This window comes from Kineobactrum salinum (genome assembly GCF_010669285.1).
In the GTDB taxonomy this organism is placed as follows: domain Bacteria; phylum Pseudomonadota; class Gammaproteobacteria; order Pseudomonadales; family Halieaceae; genus Kineobactrum; species Kineobactrum salinum.
In genome coordinates this window covers 1,588,000-1,612,240 of sequence record NZ_CP048711.1, presented here as the reverse complement: position 1 = coordinate 1,612,240, position 24,241 = coordinate 1,588,000, and the positions used below count along the sequence as shown (strand labels likewise).

General features: G+C 50.7%; 19 protein-coding genes. 12 read left to right on the top strand and 7 right to left on the bottom strand.

Going from position 1 to position 24,241, the window contains the following annotated elements; translation table 11 throughout:
• The first annotated feature begins 1,176 nt into the window (after positions 1-1,176).
• The 10 genes from G3T16_RS06850 to G3T16_RS06810 all read left to right on the top strand — a co-directional run bounded on the left by G3T16_RS06850 (position 1,177) and on the right by G3T16_RS06810 (position 16,731).
• Entirely contained in the window at positions 1,177-1,914 is a 738-nt protein-coding gene (locus G3T16_RS06850) for a type IV toxin-antitoxin system AbiEi family antitoxin domain-containing protein (protein WP_163494404.1), read from the top strand.
• The gene (locus tag G3T16_RS06845; RefSeq protein ID WP_163494403.1) at positions 1,907-3,373 is read left to right on the top strand and encodes a nucleotidyl transferase AbiEii/AbiGii toxin family protein; all 1,467 of its coding nucleotides are present in this window, start codon (positions 1,907-1,909) and stop codon (positions 3,371-3,373) included. The genes G3T16_RS06850 and G3T16_RS06845 overlap by 8 nt, the downstream gene beginning before the upstream one ends.
• A gap of 105 nt (positions 3,374-3,478) precedes the next feature.
• The gene (locus G3T16_RS06840) at positions 3,479-6,538 is read left to right on the top strand and encodes a BPTD_3080 family restriction endonuclease (protein ID WP_163494402.1); all 3,060 of its coding nucleotides are present in this window, start codon (positions 3,479-3,481) and stop codon (positions 6,536-6,538) included.
• A 3-nt stretch (positions 6,539-6,541) separates the two neighbouring features.
• On the top strand, positions 6,542-9,331 hold the full coding sequence (locus G3T16_RS06835; protein WP_163494401.1) for a site-specific DNA-methyltransferase: 2,790 nt from the start codon (positions 6,542-6,544) through the stop codon (positions 9,329-9,331).
• A gap of 4 nt (positions 9,332-9,335) precedes the next feature.
• Positions 9,336-11,411, top strand: coding sequence for a 3'-5' exonuclease (locus G3T16_RS06830; protein WP_163494400.1), 2,076 nt, complete (start codon positions 9,336-9,338; stop codon positions 11,409-11,411).
• A gap of 32 nt (positions 11,412-11,443) precedes the next feature.
• Positions 11,444-12,565, top strand: coding sequence for a dsDNA nuclease domain-containing protein (locus G3T16_RS06825; protein ID WP_163494399.1), 1,122 nt, complete (start codon positions 11,444-11,446; stop codon positions 12,563-12,565).
• Between the two features lie 33 nt (positions 12,566-12,598).
• Positions 12,599-14,281 (top strand): hypothetical protein, encoded by a 1,683-nt coding sequence (locus tag G3T16_RS06820; RefSeq protein ID WP_197911944.1) that lies wholly within the window; start codon positions 12,599-12,601, stop codon positions 14,279-14,281.
• A gap of 151 nt (positions 14,282-14,432) precedes the next feature.
• Positions 14,433-14,756 carry a hypothetical protein gene (locus tag G3T16_RS21040; RefSeq protein ID WP_197911943.1) on the top strand — a complete coding sequence of 108 codons (324 nt, stop codon included), beginning with the start codon at positions 14,433-14,435 and terminating at the stop codon, positions 14,754-14,756.
• A gap of 12 nt (positions 14,757-14,768) precedes the next feature.
• A complete protein-coding gene (locus tag G3T16_RS21035; protein ID WP_197911942.1) occupies positions 14,769-15,029 on the top strand; it encodes a hypothetical protein in 261 nt (86 codons plus the stop codon).
• 64 nt (positions 15,030-15,093) lie between these two features.
• The gene (locus tag G3T16_RS06810; protein WP_163494398.1) at positions 15,094-16,731 is read left to right on the top strand and encodes a hypothetical protein; all 1,638 of its coding nucleotides are present in this window, start codon (positions 15,094-15,096) and stop codon (positions 16,729-16,731) included.
• Between the two features lie 115 nt (positions 16,732-16,846).
• Here the strand turns inward: G3T16_RS06810 and G3T16_RS06805 are convergent, their stop codons facing one another.
• The 4 genes from G3T16_RS06805 to G3T16_RS06790 all read right to left on the bottom strand — a co-directional run bounded on the left by G3T16_RS06805 (position 16,847) and on the right by G3T16_RS06790 (position 20,011).
• The gene (locus G3T16_RS06805; RefSeq protein ID WP_163494397.1) at positions 16,847-17,515 is read right to left on the bottom strand and encodes a COG1361 family protein; all 669 of its coding nucleotides are present in this window, start codon (positions 17,513-17,515) and stop codon (positions 16,847-16,849) included.
• Between the two features lie 23 nt (positions 17,516-17,538).
• On the bottom strand, positions 17,539-18,708 hold the full coding sequence (locus tag G3T16_RS06800; protein ID WP_163494389.1) for an IS4 family transposase: 1,170 nt from the start codon (positions 18,706-18,708) through the stop codon (positions 17,539-17,541).
• Between the two features lie 96 nt (positions 18,709-18,804).
• A complete protein-coding gene (locus tag G3T16_RS06795; RefSeq protein WP_163494396.1) occupies positions 18,805-19,356 on the bottom strand; it encodes an AlbA family DNA-binding domain-containing protein in 552 nt (183 codons plus the stop codon).
• An 82-nt stretch (positions 19,357-19,438) separates the two neighbouring features.
• Complete coding sequence (locus G3T16_RS06790; protein WP_163494395.1) at positions 19,439-20,011, bottom strand: hypothetical protein; 573 nt, start codon at positions 20,009-20,011, stop codon at positions 19,439-19,441.
• A 693-nt stretch (positions 20,012-20,704) separates the two neighbouring features.
• Between G3T16_RS06790 and G3T16_RS06785 the strand changes: the two genes are divergently transcribed.
• Together G3T16_RS06785 and G3T16_RS06780 are read left to right on the top strand one after the other, a co-directional pair.
• On the top strand, positions 20,705-21,286 hold the full coding sequence (locus tag G3T16_RS06785; RefSeq protein ID WP_197911941.1) for a nucleotidyltransferase domain-containing protein: 582 nt from the start codon (positions 20,705-20,707) through the stop codon (positions 21,284-21,286).
• A gap of 180 nt (positions 21,287-21,466) precedes the next feature.
• Positions 21,467-22,081 (top strand): plasmid pRiA4b ORF-3 family protein, encoded by a 615-nt coding sequence (locus G3T16_RS06780; RefSeq protein WP_163494394.1) that lies wholly within the window; start codon positions 21,467-21,469, stop codon positions 22,079-22,081.
• 483 nt (positions 22,082-22,564) lie between these two features.
• Here the strand turns inward: G3T16_RS06780 and G3T16_RS06775 are convergent, their stop codons facing one another.
• The 3 genes from G3T16_RS06775 to G3T16_RS06765 all read right to left on the bottom strand — a co-directional run bounded on the left by G3T16_RS06775 (position 22,565) and on the right by G3T16_RS06765 (position 24,163).
• Positions 22,565-23,005: a hypothetical protein gene (locus G3T16_RS06775; RefSeq protein WP_163494393.1), complete on the bottom strand. Its 441-nt coding sequence runs from the start codon at positions 23,003-23,005 to the stop codon at positions 22,565-22,567.
• A gap of 363 nt (positions 23,006-23,368) precedes the next feature.
• Positions 23,369-23,662: an addiction module antidote protein gene (locus tag G3T16_RS06770; protein ID WP_163494392.1), complete on the bottom strand. Its 294-nt coding sequence runs from the start codon at positions 23,660-23,662 to the stop codon at positions 23,369-23,371.
• Positions 23,663-23,770: 108 nt separating this feature from the next.
• Complete coding sequence (locus G3T16_RS06765; RefSeq protein ID WP_163494391.1) at positions 23,771-24,163, bottom strand: VOC family protein; 393 nt, start codon at positions 24,161-24,163, stop codon at positions 23,771-23,773.
• Between the last annotated feature and the right edge of the window lie 78 nt (positions 24,164-24,241).

Sequence of the window (24,241 nt, the reverse complement as noted above, 5' to 3'; positions counted from 1 at the left end):
GGTGCTTCGAAGATGGACCCGGCCATTACTGACCGTTGCGTCGAGGAAGGCCCTTGACGACGCGTTCAGCAGATTCCAATACCACCGAAATCCGCCTACCCCGTTTGCGAATGCAAGGTGGGGTCTTCCTTGCCACTTTTCCGTAGTGGCCACGGGTATATTCCGGTGTTGGGTGGACTATAGAACAACCGATAATGCGGTTGTCACAATAAACCCGGTCAAGATGTGGTGGGGTTTTAACCCGTCGCACGCTGACGGGGTTTGTGGTTACAGTGTAACCACCTGCGCGGCGCCCGCCAGGCGCACGGATTGCGTGGGAATGAGACGACTCGGGCCAGTCCCTGGGTAGGAGTCCCGGAAAGCAGTCGGCTGTGAGTGGGGGTACGTCGCGACAGGAGAGGTTTGCTGCGCCCACGTCACTACCCGCTGCGCTTGGCAGTGACTTGGGCTTGGCATCGGCGCGCAGACGATTACTGATGGCTCTGAGCGCGCAGGCTGCGGCTGGGATAACGGAAACCCCGTCACTGCCGGTCGCGGTTTTATGGTTGCACTGGAACCACTTGCGGTTAGCCGCGACGGCGTGAGACTGGAAACCCGTCAGCTCCCGGCGGGATAAGTGGTGCCAGTGGCACCACTTATCGAACACAGGGCGGACGGGATTTTTGATTGACAGACCGATAATGTCAGATTGAGTGAGCGTTGCAGGGGTATGGGTTGCTGCAATTGGTTGCATTTTGTAAAAATACGCGAATAATCAATCGGATACGGAAGATTTTAAATATATCGTTGAATAAGCATATGCGCGTTTCAATTCTAAAATTGATACTCATCTGCTAGTTTGAGCCCCGTTAATGATGAAGAGCCTGTTTGAGCAGATCCCCGGCAGAGCGGGACGGACTGGAAGGGGCGGTACCCAGGCTAAAGTATCTGACGACAATTACTTTGTTTGGCCGGTTAAAGTAATTGTCGTCTAACAACCCTTTGAGAATTCAACTATAACCAATAGCTCCAATTTACCCAAAATAAGTAATATGTTGATATTCCATATAGCGCTATATAATCTGGCACGAAATTATTTGAAAAACGTCATGTTCTGCTGTTCTATATAGTTACATGAAAGACCAGGTATCTCTCAGACATAAGCGGCTCGCTTTATTGCTCCAGGCTACCAACGGCATGATTCGTGCCGAGGATGCCGCGCGAGTCCTCGAACTGGATAGGCAGAAAGCTGCCAGGCTCCTGGCCGGATGGCACAACCAGGGTGTCGTTCGTAGGGTGGCTCATGGTCTATATGTACCTGTACAGCCGACAGCGTTGGGCAAGAGTCAGGTGCTCGATGATCCATGGATTCTTGTTCCCGAACTCTACGAGCCCGGTTATGTGGGAGGATGGTCGGCTCTTGAGCACTGGGAACTCACGGAGCAGCTTTTTAGATCGATTTGTGTACTGACAAATAAAAGGACGTTAACAGGAGAGGCCAAGCACCAAGGTGTCGGCTTTTTTATCGATCACATTCCTGAAAGCCGGCTTTTTGGGACTAAGACGGTGTGGCGTGGACGTATTAAGGTTCAGGTGTCCGACCCCCACAAGACGGTGCTCGATATCCTTGATGATCCGTTCATCGGTGCGGGATTGCAGCACAGCATGGATGTGATTGCCACATATAAGAAGGAGTACGCATCAACCAGTGACAGAGAAACGTTGCTTGGGTACGCGGACAAGTTTGAAAGCGGTGCGTTATTCAAGAAGCTTGGATTTGTCGCGGAGTATCTCGGTTTTGAAAGCTGGTTTATCGATGCGTGCCGCAAGCGCCTTACGCAGGGATACGCGTACCTGGATAGGAAAGCGAAAAACGCAAAGCTGATGACCCGCTGGAGATTGTGGGTGCCAAAGGACTACGCGATTAATGATTGACAGGGATGAACTGCTAGCGCTCGCTGATGAAACAGGCTTAACGCCGGTCGTCGTTGAAAAGGACTACGTTCTCGGATGGTTGCTGGCAGCGGTCAATGCCAACGAACGATTGGCTGAATCATGGATATTTAAGGGCGGAACCTGCCTGAAGAAGTGTTATTTCGAGACGTATCGTTTCTCCGAGGACTTGGATTTTACGTTACGCGACGACGGACACCTTGACGAGCGATTCTTGCTTGATCGTTTTTCGGAAATGGCAGAGTGGCTCTATGACCAGTCGGGCATTGAAATCCCCACCGATAGATTCAAGTTCGATATCTATGACAACCCCAGAGGCGGCCGTTCTTGCGAGGGGCGTGTTTACTATCAAAGCTTCTTCGTCAAGGGAAACAAGAACTTTCCCAAGATCAAGTTTGATCTCACCTCAGACGAAGTGCTCGTGATGCCGCCGTCTCGCCAGCCGGTGTTTCATGGCTATAGTGATGAGCCGGGCGAGGGTATTCATATCGATTGCTATGCCTATCCGGAGATCTTCGGCGAGAAAGTCCGTGCTTTGGGAGAACGCGGGAGGCCGCGCGATCTCTACGATGTAGTCAACCTCTATCGGAATGACAATCTTCCGGCATCCGCCGTTGTGAGGGATGTCCTCAATCGGAAGTGTGCTTACAAGAAAATCGAGCGGCCCGGCTTTGCCGCCATGGCGAACTACAGAGACACGTTGGAGCAGAACTGGGCGCCGATGCTGGCACACCAGTTGCCATCACTGCCGTCACTGGATGTTTATTGGGAGGCCTTACCGGAATTTTTTGACTGGCTCGAAGGTGCCATTGAAGTTGCAAGACCGGCGCTGGGTGCTGTAGCTGGAGAAGGCGAGCTTTATCGACCGACCTATGGCCGATTGGGCCTGAGAACAACCCAGGGTGGATCGCTGGAGGTGATACGGTTTGCCGCCGGTAACAGGCTATGTGTAGAACTCGATTACACCGATCAGCAGGGCAGGCGCAGTACCCGTATTATCGAGCCCTATTCGTTGAGACGCGCGCAGAATGGCAACGTGCTCCTCTACGGGGTCCGTGCGGATAATCGACAGATCAGGGCCTACAGCATCAGCAACATCAACAGCGCGTCTATTACTAACAAGGTGTTTGTGCCACTCTACCAAGTGGAACTCAGTCCCGGTTCAATGTCGGTCCCGACCGTCAGTTCCGCTTCGGGTGACACGCAATCGCTTGGATTGCCGCAAGGCAGAAGGGAATTGACTGTGTCCCGGCGCAGGCCCTCGGGACGACGGCAAACTTCGGTAAGCCAACATAACGGACCGACCTATGTCTTTCGCTGCCCAATGTGCCAGAAAACGTTCAAGCGCAAGAAGATGAACGGAAAGCTCAACCCGCACAAGGGTAAGAGCGGATGGAATTGTATGGGACGTATGGGAATTTATGAACGCACAGACTACTAAGATAGGAATTGAGAATAATGCTGTGTTCGCGTATCAACTTTAGGTACGTTTTTTAACAACAATTCAAATTTGCTCGTTTTTTGAACAGGGGAGAACAATAACGGCATGTCAGATGCATTTTTCAAAAAGCCGATACTGAATTCGCCATATGAGTATCCGTCCCAACATTGGGAATTGATAGATGGCCTGCCGAACCAGAATGTGGTGGATTCCAGGAGACGTGCCGAATTCATTACGCCGATCCCCCAGTCCAAAAAGCAAAAGGGAAGGAAGTCAGAAGACCTGTTCGATGAGTCAATGGGTTTAGGGGATGGAGGCCAGAAATATGATCCGATCTCGATCATCAATGAACTGCGTAGCCACGTAGATCAATGGCGGGTTCTACCCAATGAGAGGGACTGGCTGGTAACGCCGGACACCGCCCGTCTTCTCAAACACTGGCGACACCATGAGTTCAACGGGATCAGGCCGTTCTTCTGCCAGGTCGAAGCTGCAGAGGTTGCGATCTGGCTCATCGAGGTAGCGCCCAAGATCGGTAAGACAGGAAAAAAATTCCTTGATTATCTACGAGATGCGAATGAAGACGCCAATCCGGGATTAATCAGAATCGCACTGAAACTCGCTACCGGAGCCGGTAAGACCACGGTGATGTCCATGCTTATCGCCTGGCAGACCATAAACGCCGTCAGGCAACCCGCCAGTAAGAAGTTTACGCGCGGGTTTTTGATCGTCGCGCCGGGTCTGACCATCAAGGACCGACTCCGTGTGCTGCAACCGAACGATCCGGATAGCTACTATAAAAGCCGAGAAATTGTTCCCAGCGATCTCATGCCCGACCTTGAAAGGGCCAAGATCGTTATTACCAATTACCACGCCTTCAAGCTTCGCGAGAGAGTAGAGCTTTCAGCCGGCGGCCGTGCCTTGCTTAAAGGAAAGACAGGTAAGGACCTCAATACGCTCGAAACCGAAGGCCAGATGCTCCAGCGCGTTATGCCTGAATTAATGGGCATGAAAAATGTCATGGTTATCAATGACGAAGCTCACCACTGCTATCAGGAAAAGCCGGGCGAGCCCGACGAAGACGATTTGAAGGGCGATGACAAAAAGGAAGCAGATCAAAATCGCGAAGCCGCCCGCGTTTGGATCAACGGCATTAAGACCGTATCCAAGAAGCTTGGGGTGAATAATATCATCGACCTGTCGGCGACACCGTTTTTCCTGAGTGGCTCGGGTTATGCGGAAGGGACGCTGTTTCCCTGGACGATGAGCGATTTCTCGCTCATGGACGCGATTGAGTGCGGAATCGTCAAACTGCCGCGCGTACCGGTCGCTGATAATATTCCCGGCGCGGAGATGCCCAAGTTCCGTGAGCTGTGGAAGCATATTGGTACGAAGATGCCCAAGAAAGGGCGGGGTAAGGCCGACAAGCTCGATCCCTTAAGCATTCCTGTCGAACTGCAAACGGCTCTGGAGGCACTTTACGGGCATTACGAGAAAACATTCAGATTGTGGGAAGAAGCTAGGATAAGTGTCCCGCCCTGCTTCATCGTCGTGTGTAACAACACCTCAACTTCAAAACTCGTTTATGACTACATCTCAGGGTTCCACCGCGAAAATGAGGATGGATCAACCGAACTGGAAAACGGGCGGTTGGCATTGTTCAGAAACTTTGACGAATACGGCAACCCCTTGGCAAAACCAAATACGCTGTTGATTGATAGCGAGCAGTTAGAGTCTGGCGATGCGCTCGATAAAAACTTCCGTGAAATGGCCGCCGATGAAATTGACCGGTTTCGCCGCGAAATTCTCGAGAGAACGGGTGATATCAAACAGGCTGAAAACATCACGGATCAATCTTTATTACGTGAGGTCATGAACACCGTGGGCAAGCCAGAGACACTCGGCGGCAATATCCGCTGTGTTGTTTCGGTGTCGATGCTCACAGAAGGCTGGGACGCCAATACTGTAACCCATGTTCTTGGCGTGAGGGCGTTCGGAACGCAGCTTCTTTGTGAGCAGGTCATTGGCCGTGCCTTGAGGCGGCAGTCTTATGACTTGAATGAAGAAGGACTTTTTAATGTAGAATATGCCGACGTACTGGGAATTCCCTTTGACTTCACGGACAAGCCTGTCGTTTCGCCTCCCCAGCCGCCGCGTCCCACTATTCAGGTTAAGGCGATCCGTCCCGAACGCGATGCGTTGAAGATCACGTTCCCCCGTGTGACCGGTTACAGGGTCGAGTTACCGGAAGAAAGGTTGACGGCAGAATTTACACCGGATCATGTGCTCGAACTCACGCCCGATATTGTTGGCCCGTCCGTAACACACAACACAGGGATTATCGGTGAAGGAGTAGATCTTAATCTCGTGCACACCGGTGATTTGCGCCATTCAACCTTGTTGTTTCATTTGACGCAGCGCCTGCTCTACACAAAATGGCGTGATCCGGGGGAAGAGCCAAAGCTACATCTATTCGGGCAGTTAAAGCGCATTACCAAGCAGTGGCTCGATACCTGCCTTGTTTGCAAGGGTGGAACCTATCCGGCGCAGCTCATGTACCAGGAACTCGCCGATATGGCCTGTTCTCGGATTACAGCCGCGATCACGCATGCCGAGAAAGAAAAGAACCGCCCTATCAAGGCGATGCTTGATCCCTATAACCCCAAGGGATCAACGGCGCATGTCAGTTTCACTACATCGAAAACCGACCGCTGGGAGACCAATCCCCTCAAGAGTCATATCAACTGGGTCATTCTGGATAGTGACTGGGAAGGTGAATTCTGCCGCGTCGCTGAGGAGCACCCGAATGTAAAAGCCTATGTGAAGAACCACAGCCTGGGACTGGAAGTTCCTTACCGCTATGGGTCAGAGGTTAGGACATATCGCCCCGATTTTATCGTGCAGATTGATAACGGCTCCGGTGAGATCGTAAACCTGATCGTAGAGATCAAAGGTTACCGCAGGGAAGATGCCAAAGAGAAGAAGATCACCATGGACACTTACTGGGTTTCAGGCGTGAATAATCTTGAAACCTACGGCATATGGGCGTTTGCCGAGTTTTGCGATGTCTTTGAAATGCAGTATGACTTTAAGCAGAAAGTCGAAGAAGAATTCAACAAGATGGTATCCGGTGTACTTGATGGCACCGTAAAGAAAGGACAATAGGAAATGGGACGATCACCAAAGCCAAAAGTCAAGAAGCAGGTCGAAACGTTAACGCATGAAGAGGCGTCGCGGAAATATATTCCGACGGCTGAATACGAGCCTGTTCTTCATGAAAAGGACAAGAGCGCGATACGCGTAGCCTATGAGCGGCGCAATCGTGATCTGGACCCTCAGCTCGTATGGCGGGGTAAGGATGAGCAGGACTGGTCAGATTTGGTGGTTCACGCGCCGCCGCTCTATATTCAGGAAAAGGTTCACCCCAAAGTCCTGATCGATGATCTGCGGCGGCAAACGGAGCAGGCTGAAAAGGACTCGGAGAGCAGCCAGGACGACGGCTTTGTGGGCGACTTGTTCGCAGACTTTAACGGGCTGCCGGACGAGAACTCGAAAACCGAGTTCTATCAGCATGATGCGCATTGGTCGAACCGGATGATCTTGGGAGACAGTTTGCAGGTAATGGCTTCACTTGCAGAGCGGGAAGGACTGCGAGGGAAGGTTCAGTGCATCTATCTCGATCCTCCATACGGAATCAAGTTTAATTCTAATTTCCAGTGGTCAACAACCAGTCGGGATGTGAGTGACGGAAACGTTAAAAAGATCACTAGAGAGCCGGAGCAAGTAAAGGCTTTTAGAGATACTTGGCGTGACGGAGTTCATTCTTATCTTGGCTACTTAAGAGATAGATTAAACGTGGCTCGTGATCTTTTGGCGGATACCGGATCGGTTTTCGTTCAGATAGGTGATGAAAATGTTCATCGAGTTAGGGCATTGATGGATGAAGTCTTCGGTGAAGGCAATTTTTCAACAATGATTTCCTTTGTAACAACAGGAGGAGTAAAGCAAAACTTTTTAGCAACGAGGTGTGACTACATTCTTTGGTATTTTAAAGATAAGTCAAAAGGCAAATATCGTCAGCCCTACTTTGAAAAAAAAATTGATGATGGCTCTGCCAAAACATTTTCATGGGTCGAGTTGGAAGATTATGAAAGGCGTGGATTAACTGCACAAGAAAAGCGAGATCGCACGATACCAGAGGATGGCCGATTATACAGTCCGAGAGATCTGACAACACAGGGAAATCCCTCCTTTGAGTTCCAGTATCGCGGGAAAGTTTATATGCGGCCATGGAAGACTACCCAAGTTGGTTTACAAAGAATGGGCAAGGCAAACCGTTTGCATGTCGCGAAAAATAGTTTGTCTCGCGTGAATTACTTGAATGACTTTTCTGTTTCTGAGATCACTGCTTTATGGACAGATACTTTTCTCGGGAGTTTTGCTGAGCAAAAACAGTATATCGTACAAACGTCACAGAAAACGGTCCAGCGATGTTTGCTAATGACAACTGACCCGGGTGATCTTGTGCTCGACCCAACGTGTGGTTCCGGCACGACAGCTTATGTGGCAGAGCAATGGGGTAGGCGCTGGATTACCATTGATACATCGAGGGTTGCACTGGCTTTAGCGCGATCGAGAATTATGGGGGCGCGCTATCCGTTCTACCTGCTTGCAGATTCCAAAGATGGGTTGGAGAAGGAGGCGGACATAGCAGGAACAGCACCTTCTACGAGATCCACACGCGGCGACATTCGTCAGGGCTTTGTCTATGAACGAGTACCTCATATAACACTTAAGTCCATAGCGAATAATTCTGAGATCGATGTGATCTGGGATAAGTTTCAGGAGGTCTTGGAGCCGCTGCTCGGCGCTTTGAATAAGGTCGTTGGTGAAGACTGGCAGGAGTGGGAGATTCCTAGAGAGACTGACGATAGCTGGAATGGTAAGGCAAAGGACATTCACGCAAAGTGGTGGGAAAAACGTACGGCGCGTCAGAACGAGATTGACGCTTCTATCGCTGCTAAGGCTGATTTTGAATATCTTTATGACAAGCCCTATGAGGACAAGAAGAAGGTCCGTGTTGCCGGGCCGTTTACGGTTGAGAGTCTGTCGCCGCATAGGGCGCTGGCTGTCGGGGTTGATGACGAACTAATCGATATCTCGGAGAAATCGGCGACATACAACGAGGTCAACAACTTCGCGCAGATGATACTTGAGAACCTCAAGACAGCCGGAGTCCAGCAAGCCCACAAGGTAGACAAGATCGATCTTATCTCACTTACGCCCTGGCCGGGGGAGCTTGTCTGTGCCGAGGGTGTTTATGTCGATGAGGGCGATGAGGAAAAACGCGCCGCGATCTTTATCGGGCCGGAGTTTGGTACGGTGTCACGTCCCGATCTCGTGCAAGCGGCACGAGAAGCTGCCGATGCCGCTTTCGACGTGTTGATTGCTTGCGCGTTTAACTATGACGCGCATTCGACTGAGTTTGAGAAGCTGGGTCGTGTGCCGGTATTAAAGGCACGGATGAATGCCGATCTTCATATGTCAGATGATTTGAAGAACACAGGCAAGGGCAACCTGTTTGTGATCTTCGGCGAGCCTGATATCGACATTCAACCTCTAGAGGACCACCAGATTCAGGTGCAGATCAGAGGCGTTGATGTCTTCCATCCCAATACGGGGGAAGTGCGCAGCGATGGCGCGGAAGGGATCGCCTGCTGGTTTATTGATACGGATTATAACGAAGAAAGTTTTTTCGTCCGCCATGCCTATTTCCTTGGTGCCAATGATCCGTACAAGTCATTGAAGACGACGCTGAAGGCGGAGATTAATCAAGAAGCTTGGGATACGCTCAATAGTGATACCTCAAGACCGTTTGAAAAGCCTAAGAGTGGACGGATCGCCGTGAAGGTGATTAATCACCTCGGCGATGAAGTTATGAAGGTCTACAAGGTCTAGCGCCATGGAATTCAGGATCGCCGATACCTTCACGGACAGCCTTGCCAAACTCACGGGCGGGGAACAAAAGGCAGTTAAGACGACGGCCTTTGATCTGCAGATGAATCCAGAAAATCCAGGATTCAGCTTTCATAAGCTCGATCGTGCTCAGGACAAGAACTTCTGGTCCATCAGAGTCAATCGCGATATCCGGATTATTGTTCACAGATCAAAGGAAAGTTTGCTCCTTTGCTATGTTGATCATCATGACAATGCCTATAAATGGGCGGAAAAAAGAAAGCTAGAGCGACATCCCAAGACCGGCGCGGCGCAGCTAGTTGAAATCCGTGAGCGCGTCGAAGAAAGGGTCGTACCCGTTTATATTCAGGAAGAGCAGCCTGAACCTGAAAAGTCGCTCCTCTACAAAGATTACAGTGATGATGATTTGCTCAGCTACGGCGTCCCGCCGGAATGGCTCAAGGACGTTAAAACAGCCAACGAAGATACGATCCTTGATATGGTCGATCACTTGCCGTCGGAGGCGTCCGAAGCTCTGCTGGAGATCGCTGTTGGCGGCACGCCCAAAATGTCGTATGTGGTCTCGGCAGAGGACGATCCGTTTGCTCACCCCGATGCCGAGCGCCGGTTCAGGGTGATGAAGGATGTCAAGGAACTGGAGCAGGCTCTGGATGCACCGTGGGAGAAATGGTCGATCTTTCTTCACCCGGATCAAAAGGAGATCGTCGAGAAAAACTATTCCGGCCCCGCCCGTGTCTCGGGGTCTGCAGGAACCGGTAAGACCATCGTTGCATTGCACCGATCCGTCCATCTTGCCAAGCAGGATGAAGATGCCAGAGTGCTTTTATCGACATTCTCCGACTCACTGGCAAATGCGCTCCATTATAAGCTTTCTCATCTGATCCGCTCCAAACCCAAACTGGCAGACCGGCTTGAGGTGCTGTCAATGAATGCCGCCGGGCTGCGTCTGTATAAGGCAAGCGGCGGGAGGCAGAAGCTTGCTGATGATGAGTATGTTCGGGATCGATTGCGCGAGCTTGCAAGAAAGCTAGCCGAAAACAAGTTTAGTCTGGACTTCATCGTAGCCGAATGGTCGCAGGTTGTTGATGCCTGGCAGTTGAAGGACTGGGACTCATACAAAGATGTCAGCAGACTGGGCCGTAAAACAAGACTGTCGGAGGCGCAGCGCTTGTTTTTGTGGGATATATATAAAGAACTGATAGACCAGCTTGAGGCGTCCGGCCATATCACGATGGCGGGCATCTTCTTTTATCTTGCCGAGGTCTATTCTGGCAAGGCCTCGGTCCCGTTTGATTATTGCGTAATCGACGAGGCGCAAGATATCAATATTCCGCAGCTCAAATTTTTGTCGGCCTTGGGTGGTAGCCGGGATAATGCTCTGTTCTTTGCCGGTGATCTGGGGCAGCGTATCTTCCAGCAGCCTTTTTCCTGGAAATCTTTAGGTGTTGATATTCGCGGGCGGTCCAAAACACTGCGCGTCAATTACCGCACATCCCACCAGATACGCGCGCAGGCCGATAAGCTACTTGGCCCGGCGGTGTCCGATGTTGACGGTAATGTAGAAGACCGTACAGACACCGTATCTGTGTTTAACGGTCCTGACCCTCTCGTCAAATCGTTTGATGATCCGCAGGATGAGAGCGATTATGTGGCGGAGTGGCTAGTAGCGCTTATCGATGAGGGCTATCAGCCGCATGAAATTGGGGTAATCGTGCGCTCGGAGAATGAGATCTGGCGCGCCCGCGCCGCGCTGGAGGTTGCGCAGCTACCCTTTAGAGTACTGGATGAAGATATACGGCTTGCCCACGGGAGCGCTGCTCTGAGTACTATGCACTTTGCCAAAGGGCTGGAGTTTAGAGGCGTCGCCGTCATGGCCTGTGATGATGAGATCATACCGCTGCAGCAGCGAATTGAAAGCGTCACCGATAACTCAGATTTGAAAGAAGTATATGAGACTGAACGGCATTTACTTTATGTTGCCTGCACCAGGGCCAGGGACCGGTTGCTTGTAACGAGCGGTGATGTGCCCTCGGAATTTTTGGAAGACATTGTAGAGACCTGAACGATAATATCGGGCACGATGAGAATCAGAAAATGATGGCACAATCAAAAATCTTAGCCGTAGCAAAAGACAAAGGCCTTGGTGAATCCGGGGGAGGTCATAATCAAAAAGGCGTAGATTTTCAGCGTTACTGGACGATTCATAGATTGATCGAATTGGAGGAGTCCGGGGCCGAGGATTTTCTGCTACTCATCGAGGCGATACAGGATGTGGCCGAATTAGATAGCAAGGACTCCCCCTCAAAAGTAACGCTTTATCAAGTTAAGAAAAAAGACAGAAAAGAGTGGTCCTGGTCGGAATTGACCAAAATAAAGAAGCCAACTAGGAAAAAAACGGAAGATATTAAGGATTTTGGCAAAAGTCCAATCGGAAAGATTTATGCTACCATGGTGGCGCTGGATGATCTTGGCGTGCAGAGCAAATTTATCTCAAATCAAGGCTGCGATCTAGCCCTGGCTGGTGGCGGGAGCGCAGCAACGACTAAATCAAGCCGGTTCAGTGATCTTCCTGATAGTGATAGGGTGCTATTGATATCGGCCATGAAAGCCTGTGGTATAGAGGCTGATCCGTCAACACGACTTGCCAATATCAGAGTCGAAAAAGTCCCCATCCCCGTTGATGACCCGCGTACACATCTGGTTGGGGTCGCGCATGAGTTCATCAGGAGAAGAAGCCCGACTCATGCCAATCAAGCCAGCTCGTTTGTCGATGCATTAATGGGAATACTCGGGCCGCTTGGGGCTAAAACCGATAGCTGCTCGAATTTTGAAGAACTGTGCAAGGAGCACGGTTATACAAAGCAGGACTTTGTGAATGCTTTAGGGACGTTGGAAACGATACCCGATCGCAATGCCCTGATTGAGACATGGATAAATAAGCTGGCCTCGGAAGGGGTCGATCTTACTACGATTATGTCGGTCAAGGCTCAAATTGTAGCCATTTTTCGACGAAGGGTTCAAGGAGTATCTGACACGTTTCCCGAGCTTGCAGATGATTGTGAGAGTTTCCGTTCAGAAAATCCTTTCGCAGGTGATGTGGCGCCGATTCTTGAAAAAGGCTACCAAGAATTAAGAGGCAAACATATAGAAGCTAAGAAGACTGAAATATGGGCTCAGATAATAACAGGGGCAATATTATGCGTGGACCAAGTATAAGGAAACTAATAAGAAGCTTAAGGACGAAATCGTATGAAAAACTTCAGATTCGAAAGCATCTCAATGCTGTCGCGAAAAGACAGGCGGGCGAGGACGGAAAGTTTCCATCCGGGCAAGAACCTGTTGATAGGGAGGAACCACACCGGTAAGTCGAGTCTGATTAAGACGTTATTCTTAACGCTTGGCGCAAGACCATCGGGTAAGCTGGCCCAGTGGGATGAACATACGATTTCACTCGTGCGTTTCACGGTCGATGAAAAACCGTATTCTGCGTTGCGTCAACTTGGAAAACGAGCGCTATTTGATGGCAATAACAATCTCCTCTTGGCAACGGGTGAACACGAAGTATGGAGCAAGGCGTTCGCTGAGATAACCGATTTCAGTCTTACGCTATCAAACAAAAATTCCGAGACCGTATCAGCGGACCCAGCTTGCTTCTTTGTTCCATTCTATATTAACCAAGATGGAAGTTGGCAGAGTAGTTGGAATACATTTGTTGGGATGCAGCGTTTCAAAGCACCCTACAAGTCCATTCTTGAGTATTTCGCGGGAATAAAGCCTCCAGAATATTACAAGCTTCTGGAAGATAAGATTCCCCTCGTCGCACAAATTGATGAACTAAAGAGTGAAAGACGTGTTCTGCGAAAAGCCAAAGAACGTTTAGAGAAATCGCTCGACAGGTCAGGACCTAAGTTGAGCAGTGATAACTTCAAGGAAGAAATTGAATCGCTCATAGAGGAAGTGACAGTCCTGAACGAAAAGCAGGAAAAGATGCGTGATAGTAATGTCAGACAGAACGAGATGATTGAAAGTATCAATCAGCAAATCCTGCTGGCCAATGAAGCTCTCAAAGTACATGAGCTTGATTTCAAGTATTTACAGAAAGAGCATAGCGAGATAATCTCGTGCCCGACATGCGGTGCGGAACACGCAGAATCCTTTTTTGATTTCCTGTCCTACACGGAAGATGCAAGGGTGCTTCGCGAGCTTGTAATACAGCTTCAAAAAGACAAAACGAAAGCAGTTTCTCAGTACGAGAATACACGATCACAGTTAAATGAGCTCTCTTCTAACTATAGAAATATTTCTCGTATTCTGGAGTCTCGAAGAGGCGACCTCGTATTCAACGATGTAATCCAAAGCGCAGGATCGGAAAAAGCCTTTGAGGCCATTTCTGGGGAGGAGAAAAGCCTTGATGAGGAAATAGGTGTCCTACAAGGCAAGCTCGATAATGTGGAAACACAGCTCGATCAACTTGTGAGCAAAAAGCGTTCGAAGGAAATTCTAGGAATATTCCGCGAGGCCTATAGCTCAGCAAGACATAAACTGAATTTACTTCCTGTTGAAACGAAAAGGCTCAACTTGGCAAGCCGTCCTGATTTATCAGGGAGCGGCGGGCCTCGTTCGGTACTCGCATACTACGCCGCTCTTTGGCAAACCTGCGCGAGTCAATGGGGAGCAGTTGGTATGCCGATTGTCATTGACTCTCCTAACCAGCAGGGCCAAGACGACATAAATATGCCAAAAGTCCTAAGCTTTATTTCCAGAGATCTTCCGGAAGGGATGCAGATTCTGATCGGCTCCGAGGGCGATACGGAATTCGCGTTCGATAAAAAATTTCATCTCGATAAGCAATACGAACTACTCAAGAAGGAGTATTACGAAGAGATCGATGCCGAAATTGAGCCGTTAGTTGAAATGATGTATCAGGAGTAATGAATTCTTGTTTGGCATCCGCCTGACGGTGAAGCGGGCTGTTATGAAACGAACCCCGCTCTGGTGGTGGGTTTCGGGCAGGCGGCGTCCATTCCTTGCGCTTTAACGAATTGCTGATACGGTGGATCGATAGCGAAAAGGACAGTTGATAGTGGCCACTAAAGACGACATTCTGGAACAGATCGTAGAAGTATGTTTTGTCCATAAGGGGTATTTCGTTCAACACAATATCAAGTTCCTGCCGCGCAAGGATCATCCGGAGTTCGTCAAGAACCAGGATTCAAACCACAGCGATATCGATGTGCTCGGCTTTCATTCCAAGCTTGACGGACTGGAGCGGGTGACCGCGGTGAGCTGCAAAAGTTGGCAAAGCGGTTTTAATCCGGCTTCAGAGCTTGCCGCCATTTTGAACGATAGAACCGTTCGGGGACGAAAGGCCTGGAAGTCCCTTAGCGAGCTTTGCGTCCCTAAATGATCGGAGGCCTTTGTGAGTGCTGTCAGGGATGCCACCGGCACAGACAAGTTCACCTACTGTCTTGCTGTCGCCCATGTCAAAGCGGATCGGCAAGTCTGGGAAACCCACCAGTCTTTCACCTTTGCACTGGGTGGGAACCCTATCCGTCTCATCATCTTCCAAGACATGATCGGAGAGATTTACGATGATCTCGGCACCACCCTGGCAGCCACAGAGGTCGGGCGCATGCTGCAATTGTTACGCGCTGCCCGTATCTCCATCGTAGAGAAGTAGAGATGAACCCAGTTACGCGCGGTCGGCCACCTGGAGCGATACAGAGAAAGGAGTAAGCCTAGTCATGTCCAAGCTGCAAACCGATCTGCTGGCCGATTTCCACCCTCTCGCCAGAGAGGGGCGGTTAAACGCAACACTGGAAGGCCATGGTCTCTACAACACCTTCCATTTCGTCCTACGACTCTCTCCCGTTGTGCACCGCAAGCTGGCTTCCATGCCCAGCGGCATTGTCAACTCGGGGATGATTGATCTAGACGGCGTCAAGGCATTTTCGACCTACTTGCACGAGACAGTACACTGGTGGCAGCACATCGGCTCGACCTACGGCCTCATGCTGAGCACGACTTATCCCGCGCAGGCGCACGCGAACTACGACTATCTGAAAGGCCTCATCACCAAAGTCGGGTTCAAAAAGTCGATCCGAAAGCTGGCAGAGAGTCTGCCTGGTGGTGGGGTTGGCACACCAAGGGGACTTGCCAATATAGTTATAAACAATCACTTCGACATGAATGCCTATAGGGATCTGACCATCAGCCCGCTTTCCGGAAACGAGATCGTTCAGAGTCCGCTTTTCGAAAGCCCTGGGCATTGCTACCATATCGCCTACGGCAATATCGTTAGCTTGTTGGCGTCCGTCTCGGATCGTAATCATAGGATCATTCCCCACCCTAAGCATTGGAGCAAGCCTTTCAGGGAGCTGCGTGAAAGGAAGGAAGAGGGCTATTTCGCCGGTTCACGGATATTGCTCTATCCTATCGGAGCCTACGAAATATTCGAGGGTCAAGCGAGAATGGCCCAGCTTCAGTATCTGCATTTTGCCACGGGAGGAGTCCTCGGGCTGGACGCAGCCGACAAAGCCAAGATGTTCGACGGCGTCTACGGTGAGGCATTCTCGACTTTTCTGCATCTCACCGAGTTGGAGCGCCCGTCCTCGATTGATCACCCAACCATCGCATTATTTCTCCTGATCTGCGATCTTGCCATCAACCCCGGTTCGGGGTTCCCCTTTCCGCTGGTACACTTCAAGACGTTTATCCGGGACATTGAGCCCGGCGCACGTTTCGTCTGCCTGTGCAGAATGGCTCGCCTCAAGTGCCCGGAGGTATTAGGCCTCGTCCGTGACTACTCGCGTGAAGAGTACAAGGCCATCAGCGAGAAGCTGTGCGGAGCGATGGTTGAGCATCCGCCCCTCGAAATCGCGCAGGAGCTTTCCCTTTGGACCGATGCCCCGGAGTTCAGTTCGCTGATGACTGAGTACGAGACATTCCGATTTGAAAAGAGCAATGTCGCCGTTCGCATACTTTTCTCGCATTTCTTAGCATTCATGCGTGACAAGTTCATGCGCGCGGAATTCTTCTGCTGGCCGGGCGTATACATGGCCGGAGACAAGTTGGCGCCGGATGCGATGACCCTGTTCGACCGGCACGGCGCTCTGTTCGTCGACAAGGAAGACGATGATGGTGTGTATCCTCGCCTACTATCAGGGCGCAGCGAAAACGACGTTCAGGAGGCGTTCGACGACTTTTACGGGAGCAATGTCATCTATGACCTTACGCGCCAATGGATCGTTCAGGCGGGTTCGTTCAGGTACTACTATCGGTGGCTTTCTCAGAAAGGCAGCGATGAGCAGATTCAGAGCTTTGCGGAGCGATCATTTGAGTCCGTGTATGGCGTGAAGCCAAGCCAAGTCGTTGTCCTGTAGTCTGCGCGCCCTTATATTGGCTGAGCTCTCCCCAACTTTGCGGATTTCGGGAGTATGGAGACTGCCGACTTTTCTTGTTCAGAACAGGCAATCACCAATACGGCAAAACACTTAGTTACAGAGACAGCAATTGAGTCACGCTGAGAGCGGTCGCATCAATCGTCGTGTTGATACATAACTCTACATTTCTGGGCTTGGGGAGGTTGTCAGCGAATACGGCACCTCTAAATGTGATGGTCTGGCTCTCTTTGGAGCAGACGTAAACAACTTCAGACCAGACCTTGCGACCTGGCTGCAAATCACCGCATTCTATTTCGACACTGTATCCATCACTTTCTGTAATTGTAATTGAGCCGGGAGCTTGACGACTCATGTTCGAAAGTAGCATTGGTGGAGACGAAATACCCAAAAGATTGCTCTTTTGGCTTGGGCGCGACGGTATGTCTGAGGTATACACTATGATCACTCCGATAGTTCCAGGCACCCTAAAATCGACGTGTACATTTCGAGCAGTAACTTCACCGTTATTCTCTATTACGAAACGAATCGGTCTGAATAATCGACGCGAAAACTCAAATCTCGCTAACTCTCTGTAGTAGTGTGAATTAATTTCCAGGTGCCGAATTCCTGAGGGAAGTGATAGACCAAGGCCAAACGGGTCGGCAGGTTCCATTGGGCATAAATCCGGAATAGTACTTTTTTTAGGCATTGTACAATTTTCAGCTGTCCAGGATGTGCTGTGTCCAAGGCGCAGTTCCCGTTCAGTATCAGCAAATTCAACCACTAACTCACATCACTACTGTCCGGTTAATTATGGAACAAATTCAGTTGGTTAGAAATCATGTCATCCTCCAGGATCTGTTTGGTGTCGAGAAAGTCCTTGTTTAAAGGGATATTTTCGAACAGGGTGATGGAAAATACCTGTAATAGAGTGTAGAGCGAAGGCTGCAAATCGAGGCGCTTTTTGATGATAGCGACGAGCACATATACCGACACAGCGGTCCAGATTTGCACCTTCACCGCGTTCTCCGATGTGCCGTAGAACTTCTTGATCCGGAGATGTTGCTTGATCCATTTGAAAAATAACTCGACTTGCCAGCGGGCCTTGTACAGCTCGCAGATGGTTATTGGTGGAGGACCGAACAAGTTGGTCAGGAAAATGAGTGTTTTCTCTGTCTCTGGATCTTTGAAGCGAATCCGACGCAGATGGTGGGGATAATGTTTGTGGCTGTAGAATCCCGACAGCGCCACCGTCTGATCGCAGATAATGCCCTGCGTCCGGTCGCTCGGAGCAGAGTAGATCCGCCGCAGGTCGGTATTCGATTTGGCGCGGGTGACAAAGAACGCTCCGGCGTCGTGCAACCCAAAGAGCCGTTCGAAATCGAGGTAAGCACGATCCATTACGTAGATTGCTGCCGGCTCCGGAATCAGCAGGTCGAGCACGTTGACATCGTGCATCTTGCCGTCGGAAACATGTATAAAACTCGGGATATTTCCGCGCAGGTCCAGCAGCGTGTGCATTTTGACCGCTGCCTTGGTGCTTCGAAATGGTGCCCACGGAAACAGCGAAAGGCAGAGGTCGATGGTTGTCGAGTCGAGCGCGTAAACCGTGTTCGACAGATCGAGCCCCAGGTCTTCTTCGGCGTAGAGCTTGCGGGCCTGTGCAATCAGCCGTTGCGCAAACTCGGCGTAGATTCTCCAGTCTCTCCGCTCGTTGGCATCGGCCAGCGTAGAGCGCTTGATCGGCGAACGAATGCCCATGTGGTAGAGCTTGGCCGATTGCGCCGAAAGACACGCTTCTATATCGCGCAGGCTTTCCCGGTAGGTCAGTTGCGCAAATGCCAGCACACGAAAATGTTCGGTGCACGGCAGCGTGCGTACACGACGATTTCCTGCATACCGATCGACGATTCGCGTGAACGTAGTCCATGGCAGGAAGTCCATCAACTGCGCAAACAGAGTTTTGCCGGTGTACATGGGGAGTCCTCTGGGAATAGATTCCCGGAAGGTCACCTGAAAGCGCAGTCGCGCTCAAGTCGACACCACAAATATTTGGCGAAAAAATTAGCCTATTCATACAGTTACGTGAATCATGGACTTAGTTAACCGGACAGTAGTGAACTCACATGAAGGTTCATGGAAGGTGGACCCCATTTGAGCTATCTCATCTAACGATGCGGGTTTCGTCGGATCAGTTGAACTCCCACGGCGGATATAAACGGTCTCGTTTGATAGGCGACCATAATCTCGCTTTAAATAAATAGGACGAACTTGCTGCTCTACTTTTATTATCCCTACCTGTTTACCCTCAAATTCCAAAGCTTCATAGTGAAATCGAACTGGGCGATTCGTCAGATTATTAACAAACTGCTGAAGGGCGTGATCGGCGAGATGTTCTGAATTGTCGATCCCAACAACCTCGCTTCGACCGCCCCTAACTTCTTTTACGCCGATCAGGATGTATGCGTCAGACCGACGCCACGCATTAGCGAATCCAAGGATGTCTTTCAATAGCTCAGATTTTATCTCTTCGGTCTCCCTCGAAAACCGATATTGCTGACTCTTAAAATCCAGCGTCGTACTCTCGTCTTCATAGATAAGGTTTTCGAAAAGACTCTTATTCATTCTAGAGCTTCCACAGTGTGCTCGAAATCAGGGTGCCGGCCTAAACAACAACGGTCGAACGCCTGAAGCGTGTTAATTGCCGTCAGCCGCCAAGAACCTGTTTTAACAAAGATTTCGTCTTTGGCAAATTATTATCTACAAACGTTCTATATTCGCAATCATTCCAGTTATCAGGATTAAAATGATTGTATATACATTTAGACGACTCAATGGCGGTATAGAAGGCACTCTCGCCTATGTTTTCGGAGGGGCATTTAGCTGTATGATGTATCGCATCATTTCGGCATTTATAAAGAAGTTCCATAGATTGCATAGGCTCACATCCAAAGTTGAACGTCCTTCCTGTCAATATCTCCGGCCACTTGGTCCTAGCCTCGCTGAACGAGATTCTTTTTCTCAATTCATAGTCGAAAAGTCGTTTTACTGAATCAGGGTGAGAATTCACAATCTTTTCCAACTGAGTAAAAAGCATCACTTCTGCCATTTGCGAAGACGAGACCACTACTAAACGGAGCAAGTTTCTCTTCGCAATTTCGTCACAGCTGTCATTTTCGAGAATATCCAGTAGAAAGCGCGTTCCCGCCAACAATTCTGACCAAGAATCATAAATTGACCACGACAATGTGTGAAATGCTGTAACTCTCTTCTGATCCATATTTCACCTAACAGCTACGTTTTCATCTGCTGTACGCAGTAGGACGGATAAACATCTGTTGGACTGAGCCGCTTCCGGGTGTCGCCGACTCGCTATAAGGGTATTGTTTGATCCTGGTCCTCGCCCTGAATGGGATGCCCGGTGTTTGCGTGGCGCGCCAGGCCGCGTAGCAGGTAATCAGCGCTGCCCGGGTATGTTATCCGACAAGATGGAGCAGCACTTCCGTCTTTATTTAATCCAACAACTCTACCGCTGTCTACCACAGGGGGTGTGGCCTTGCCAACAGCAGTGTTCCCGGCCGACCATTGTGGCGGTAGTACTTCCAGAGGAGCCGGACGCGAGGCTTGTCGATAGCCACCAGGCGTCATTTGTTGAGACCGATGCGTTAGGTTTACTGCGACAGGCACATTAAAACTCGATCCATATGTTGCTGGGTGGGTTTGGCAATGCCTTCTCGGCTGCGGACGCTTAGTCGTAAAACGAAGTGGTCGGTGGCTAGAATACAGCACTGATACCCCCAATTTCCTTTTGTATCAGTCTCTTAGGGCGAAACCGCGCTCAGCGCCACCAGCGCGAACTTTTGCTGACATTTCTCGTGACGGGAACTTTTCCTTGAAAATGCCCATATTGGGCACTGTCATGCCCAATATGGGCATTGAAACGAGTACGTTTACACAGGACCAGCCACTAGCTATGGCTGACGCACTCTTTTCCAGGACGCAACAGAATGTCCTGGGCTTGTTATTCGGACAGCCAACGCAGAGCTTCTATACGAATGAGATCATCAAGAAGTCTGGCGGCGGTTCTGGCGCCGTGCAACGGGAGCTGTCGCGGCTAGTCCGCAGTGGCCTCGTTACGGTGGAGCGAATCGGCTCGCAAAAGCATTATCAGGCCAATCCCGAATCACCTCTCTTCAAGGAGCTATGCTCAATCCTGACCAAGACGGTGGCCCTGGTAGAGCCGCTGAAGGCGGCGCTGGAGCCTTTTCTGCCAAATATCCAACTGGCATTCGTGTTCGGGTCGGTGGCGAAAGGCGAGGACACCGCCTCCAGTGATATTGACCTGATGATTATCAGTGATAGCCTTACCTACGCCGACGTATTTCCGGCCCTGGAGCAGGCATCCGTCGGTATGGGGCGAGCGATTCAGCCAACCCTCTACCCGCGAGACGAACTGTGCGAGCGTATCAACACCGAAAAGGCATTTGTCCAACGGGTGCTCGCACAACCCAAGATATGGATTATAGGCAGGGAAAGTGAGCTCCCCACTGGATAACCTGGCGGGTGTTGGCGAAGGCGCATGACACTCGCAATCTCGGGGAGTATGAGGGAGATCTGAATGTGGATGAAAGGCTTGTGACAGACCTGGTCAGGGCGGCCGAGGCGGTTGCCACGGAACTTCAGAAGCATCCTGAACCCTGATGATCGAACGCAATTTGATGAGGGACCTGCTGCCGTGACCGATCGACGACGTGATCTGCTTCGAATCAGGATTGAACTAACCGGAATCTCGCCACCGATCTGGCGCGAAATTCTGGTGCCCGCACGATACTCCTTCTGGGATCTGCATGTGGCCATCCAGGATGCTATGGGCTGGCTGGACTGCCATCTCCACGAATTTCGAATTGGAGGGTCCTCTCGCGGTGATGTAATACTGATCGGAATACCCGATGATGAGGAGTGGGAGGACTCACCGGAAGTACAGCCAGGCTGGGAAATCTCGGTCATAGATTATTTGTCCGAGGCCGGTGATCGCACAGAGTATGAGTATGATTTCGGCGATGGCTGGGTTCATGAGGTAACTCTGCTGAGAGTCGAACCCAGAGAAAAGGGGCAGCGCTACCCGAAGTGTGTCGCGGGTGAGCGGGGCTGTCCGCCGGAGGACTGTGGTGGAATCCCTGGCTACGAGTCACTTTTGGAAGTCTTGTTTGATCCGTCCCATCCTGATTATGAATCGTTGAGCCACTGGATTCCGAAAGGTTGGGGGCCTGAGTTGTTCAAGCCGGAGAGGGTGCGCTTCGATAACCCGCTGAAACGATGGCAAATTGCCTTCTCGGCGGCGGACATGTAGTCCCAATCCAATAGGTCGCCACTGCCGGACTTTTGCCGGGATCAGTCCTGCTCGGTTGTGCATTTCGGTGCGATCTGCAACGAGCGGCATAGCCGCGAAGCCCCGCAGGCGTCGTAACAGCCCCTAGGCTGTTGCGATTCATCCAGCACGGCCCAGAATGACTTGGAGCGGGGGCCGCCTGATGCCCCGGAAGCAGGGCGTAAACTTGCCGCCATCTAAGTCGCCTTTTGGCCCCAGGATATTATAGAAATGCAGAGTAAATCGATTATCGCTATGGCTGCCCTGCTACTTGCTTCGCCTGGCGTCATTTGCTGAATACAGTGCGACCGGGAAATTACTGGCACAGAATGCATCGGGATATGGCTGGGTCCGCGCAAGCGCAAGCCCGAAGAAGCACGACGCTTGATGGTGGCCATGGAGAGTGCCGAGCACATCCGGGTGGTAAGAGGCCGGGTGGAGTACCTCAACGCTCAGTGACCATTCTTATTCGGGCGCGGCGTCAACTTCCTGATTTTCGTCGTCGCGCCCAGTGTCGTGGGCTATCCGCTTGAGCTCGCCTGAAGCCATCATGCTGATGACTTCATCGATTTTATCTTGTTCCACAAGATGAATTACCATCGGGGTGCGGTCGAGACTGAAAGCTAGACCTATTAATGAGCCCAGAAAGAAATAGTTACCTCCTTCCAGTAAATCAATGTTTGTCTTGGTGGGGAATAAATCGTTTGTAACATGGTACTCATGGGTACCTGCCGGTATCTCGAAGTATGTCCATTGGTTCGGACCTACAATTGCAGCCACCTCGCCGTTGATTTTAAAAGGAATGTGCCAACGGATACCGAAGTCAGCCACTGCTGACATTGTTGATTTAGGATGATAATAGTAGATTCCAGCAAATCCAGTAGTTGGCGAAGAATATGAGCTCATATCCGGCGGGGCCTTTGTCGTAATTGCACATCCTGTCAGAAACGATACGACGAGCAAGAGCCTTAGTGATGTCCTAATCATGTCTTTTTTCTCGCCTTAATCAAAGTAGTAGATAATTGAGTAACGGAGTTGCGTTCTATGCATCTCGCGTTATGGAAGCTGCGGGAAGGGCTTCAGAGTGGCCGATCCATCTATATAGAGCGGCTGCTTTGACGAGCCTTTATTGGTTGTATCGAGACAGGACAGCTTAGCACCAACTGAGTTGGCAATCTCCAGGAATCGATCTACCCTTCCCGGATCTGCATAGTTTCCCCAGGCACAGATCGCCGAGCTTCTCTCCTTCGACTCTACCGGAAGCGAACATTACGCTGCGGTTTGATTCTTGATTTGTAGTCCCAGCGCCTTGGCAATTTTAGCCACAGTAGCAAATGTGGGGTTACCTTCCTCAGAAAGTGCCTTATACAGCCCTTCTCTGGAAATACCAGCTTCTCTAGCAAGCTGACTCATATTCTTGGCGCGGGCGATAACCCCGAGAGCATGAACAATATAGGCAGGATCATCACCCCCCTCTTCGAGGATAGCTTCCAGGTATGCCTGAATATCTTCTTCAGCGTGCAAATATTCTGCTGAATCCCAACGACTTATCTTTACGGACATTTCTAGACCTCCAATTGCTGGGCCAACTCTTTAGCCTTAGCGATGTCTTTACTCTGGGAGCTCTTATCACCCCCGGATAAAGGCAGTCGCGTTGACCAGTGGCCGGAATCACGCGCCTTGGTGGATGCCGCAGATCTTGTGGCCGTCGAGGTCGCGGAAATAGCTGAGATGCATCGGGCCCAAGCTGCTATTGCGCACGCCTGGCGTGCCTTCGATGGATGTGCCGCCGTTGGCCACCGCCACGTCGTGTAGTTCCGCGACCTTCTCGCCCGAACCGCAGCGGAAGCCGATGGTCGACCCGTTGGCGCAGGTTGCCGAATTGCCATCAATCGGCTGGGTTAGTGCGAACACACTGCCGTCATGGATGAAGAAATAGCGCACGTTACCTTCGGCATCTTCATTGCGCATGGGCGGCGGGCAGCCAAGCACGCCGAGCACAGCAGTGTAAAAATCCTTCGATTTCTCGATGTCGTTGGAACCGATCATTATGTGATTGAACATGGGTTTTCTCCTTTAGCGTCAAGTACAAAAGCCTTTATTCTAGGCGATCAATGTCGAGTTCACGGATTAAGGGCTGAA

Bases quoted from the DNA above. Each gene is read 5' to 3' on its own strand.
- G3T16_RS06850 (WP_163494404.1), top strand. From the start codon at position 1,177: ATGATTCGTGCCGAGGATGCCGCGCGAGTCCTCGAACTGGATAGGCAG.
- G3T16_RS06845 (WP_163494403.1), top strand. From the start codon at position 1,907: ATGATTGACAGGGATGAACTGCTAGCGCTCGCTGATGAAACAGGCTTA.
- G3T16_RS06840 (WP_163494402.1), top strand. From the start codon at position 3,479: ATGTCAGATGCATTTTTCAAAAAGCCGATACTGAATTCGCCATATGAG.
- G3T16_RS06835 (WP_163494401.1), top strand. From the start codon at position 6,542: ATGGGACGATCACCAAAGCCAAAAGTCAAGAAGCAGGTCGAAACGTTA.
- G3T16_RS06830 (WP_163494400.1), top strand. From the start codon at position 9,336: ATGGAATTCAGGATCGCCGATACCTTCACGGACAGCCTTGCCAAACTC.
- G3T16_RS06825 (WP_163494399.1), top strand. From the start codon at position 11,444: ATGATGGCACAATCAAAAATCTTAGCCGTAGCAAAAGACAAAGGCCTT.
- G3T16_RS06820 (WP_197911944.1), top strand. From the start codon at position 12,599: ATGAAAAACTTCAGATTCGAAAGCATCTCAATGCTGTCGCGAAAAGAC.
- G3T16_RS06810 (WP_163494398.1), top strand. From the start codon at position 15,094: ATGTCCAAGCTGCAAACCGATCTGCTGGCCGATTTCCACCCTCTCGCC.
- G3T16_RS06800 (WP_163494389.1), bottom strand. From the start codon at position 18,708: ATGTACACCGGCAAAACTCTGTTTGCGCAGTTGATGGACTTCCTGCCA.
- G3T16_RS06795 (WP_163494396.1), bottom strand. From the start codon at position 19,356: ATGAATAAGAGTCTTTTCGAAAACCTTATCTATGAAGACGAGAGTACG.
- G3T16_RS06790 (WP_163494395.1), bottom strand. From the start codon at position 20,011: ATGGATCAGAAGAGAGTTACAGCATTTCACACATTGTCGTGGTCAATT.
- G3T16_RS06785 (WP_197911941.1), top strand. From the start codon at position 20,705: ATGGCTGACGCACTCTTTTCCAGGACGCAACAGAATGTCCTGGGCTTG.
- G3T16_RS06775 (WP_163494393.1), bottom strand. From the start codon at position 23,005: ATGAGCTCATATTCTTCGCCAACTACTGGATTTGCTGGAATCTACTAT.
- G3T16_RS06770 (WP_163494392.1), bottom strand. From the start codon at position 23,662: ATGTCCGTAAAGATAAGTCGTTGGGATTCAGCAGAATATTTGCACGCT.
- G3T16_RS06765 (WP_163494391.1), bottom strand. From the start codon at position 24,163: ATGTTCAATCACATAATGATCGGTTCCAACGACATCGAGAAATCGAAG.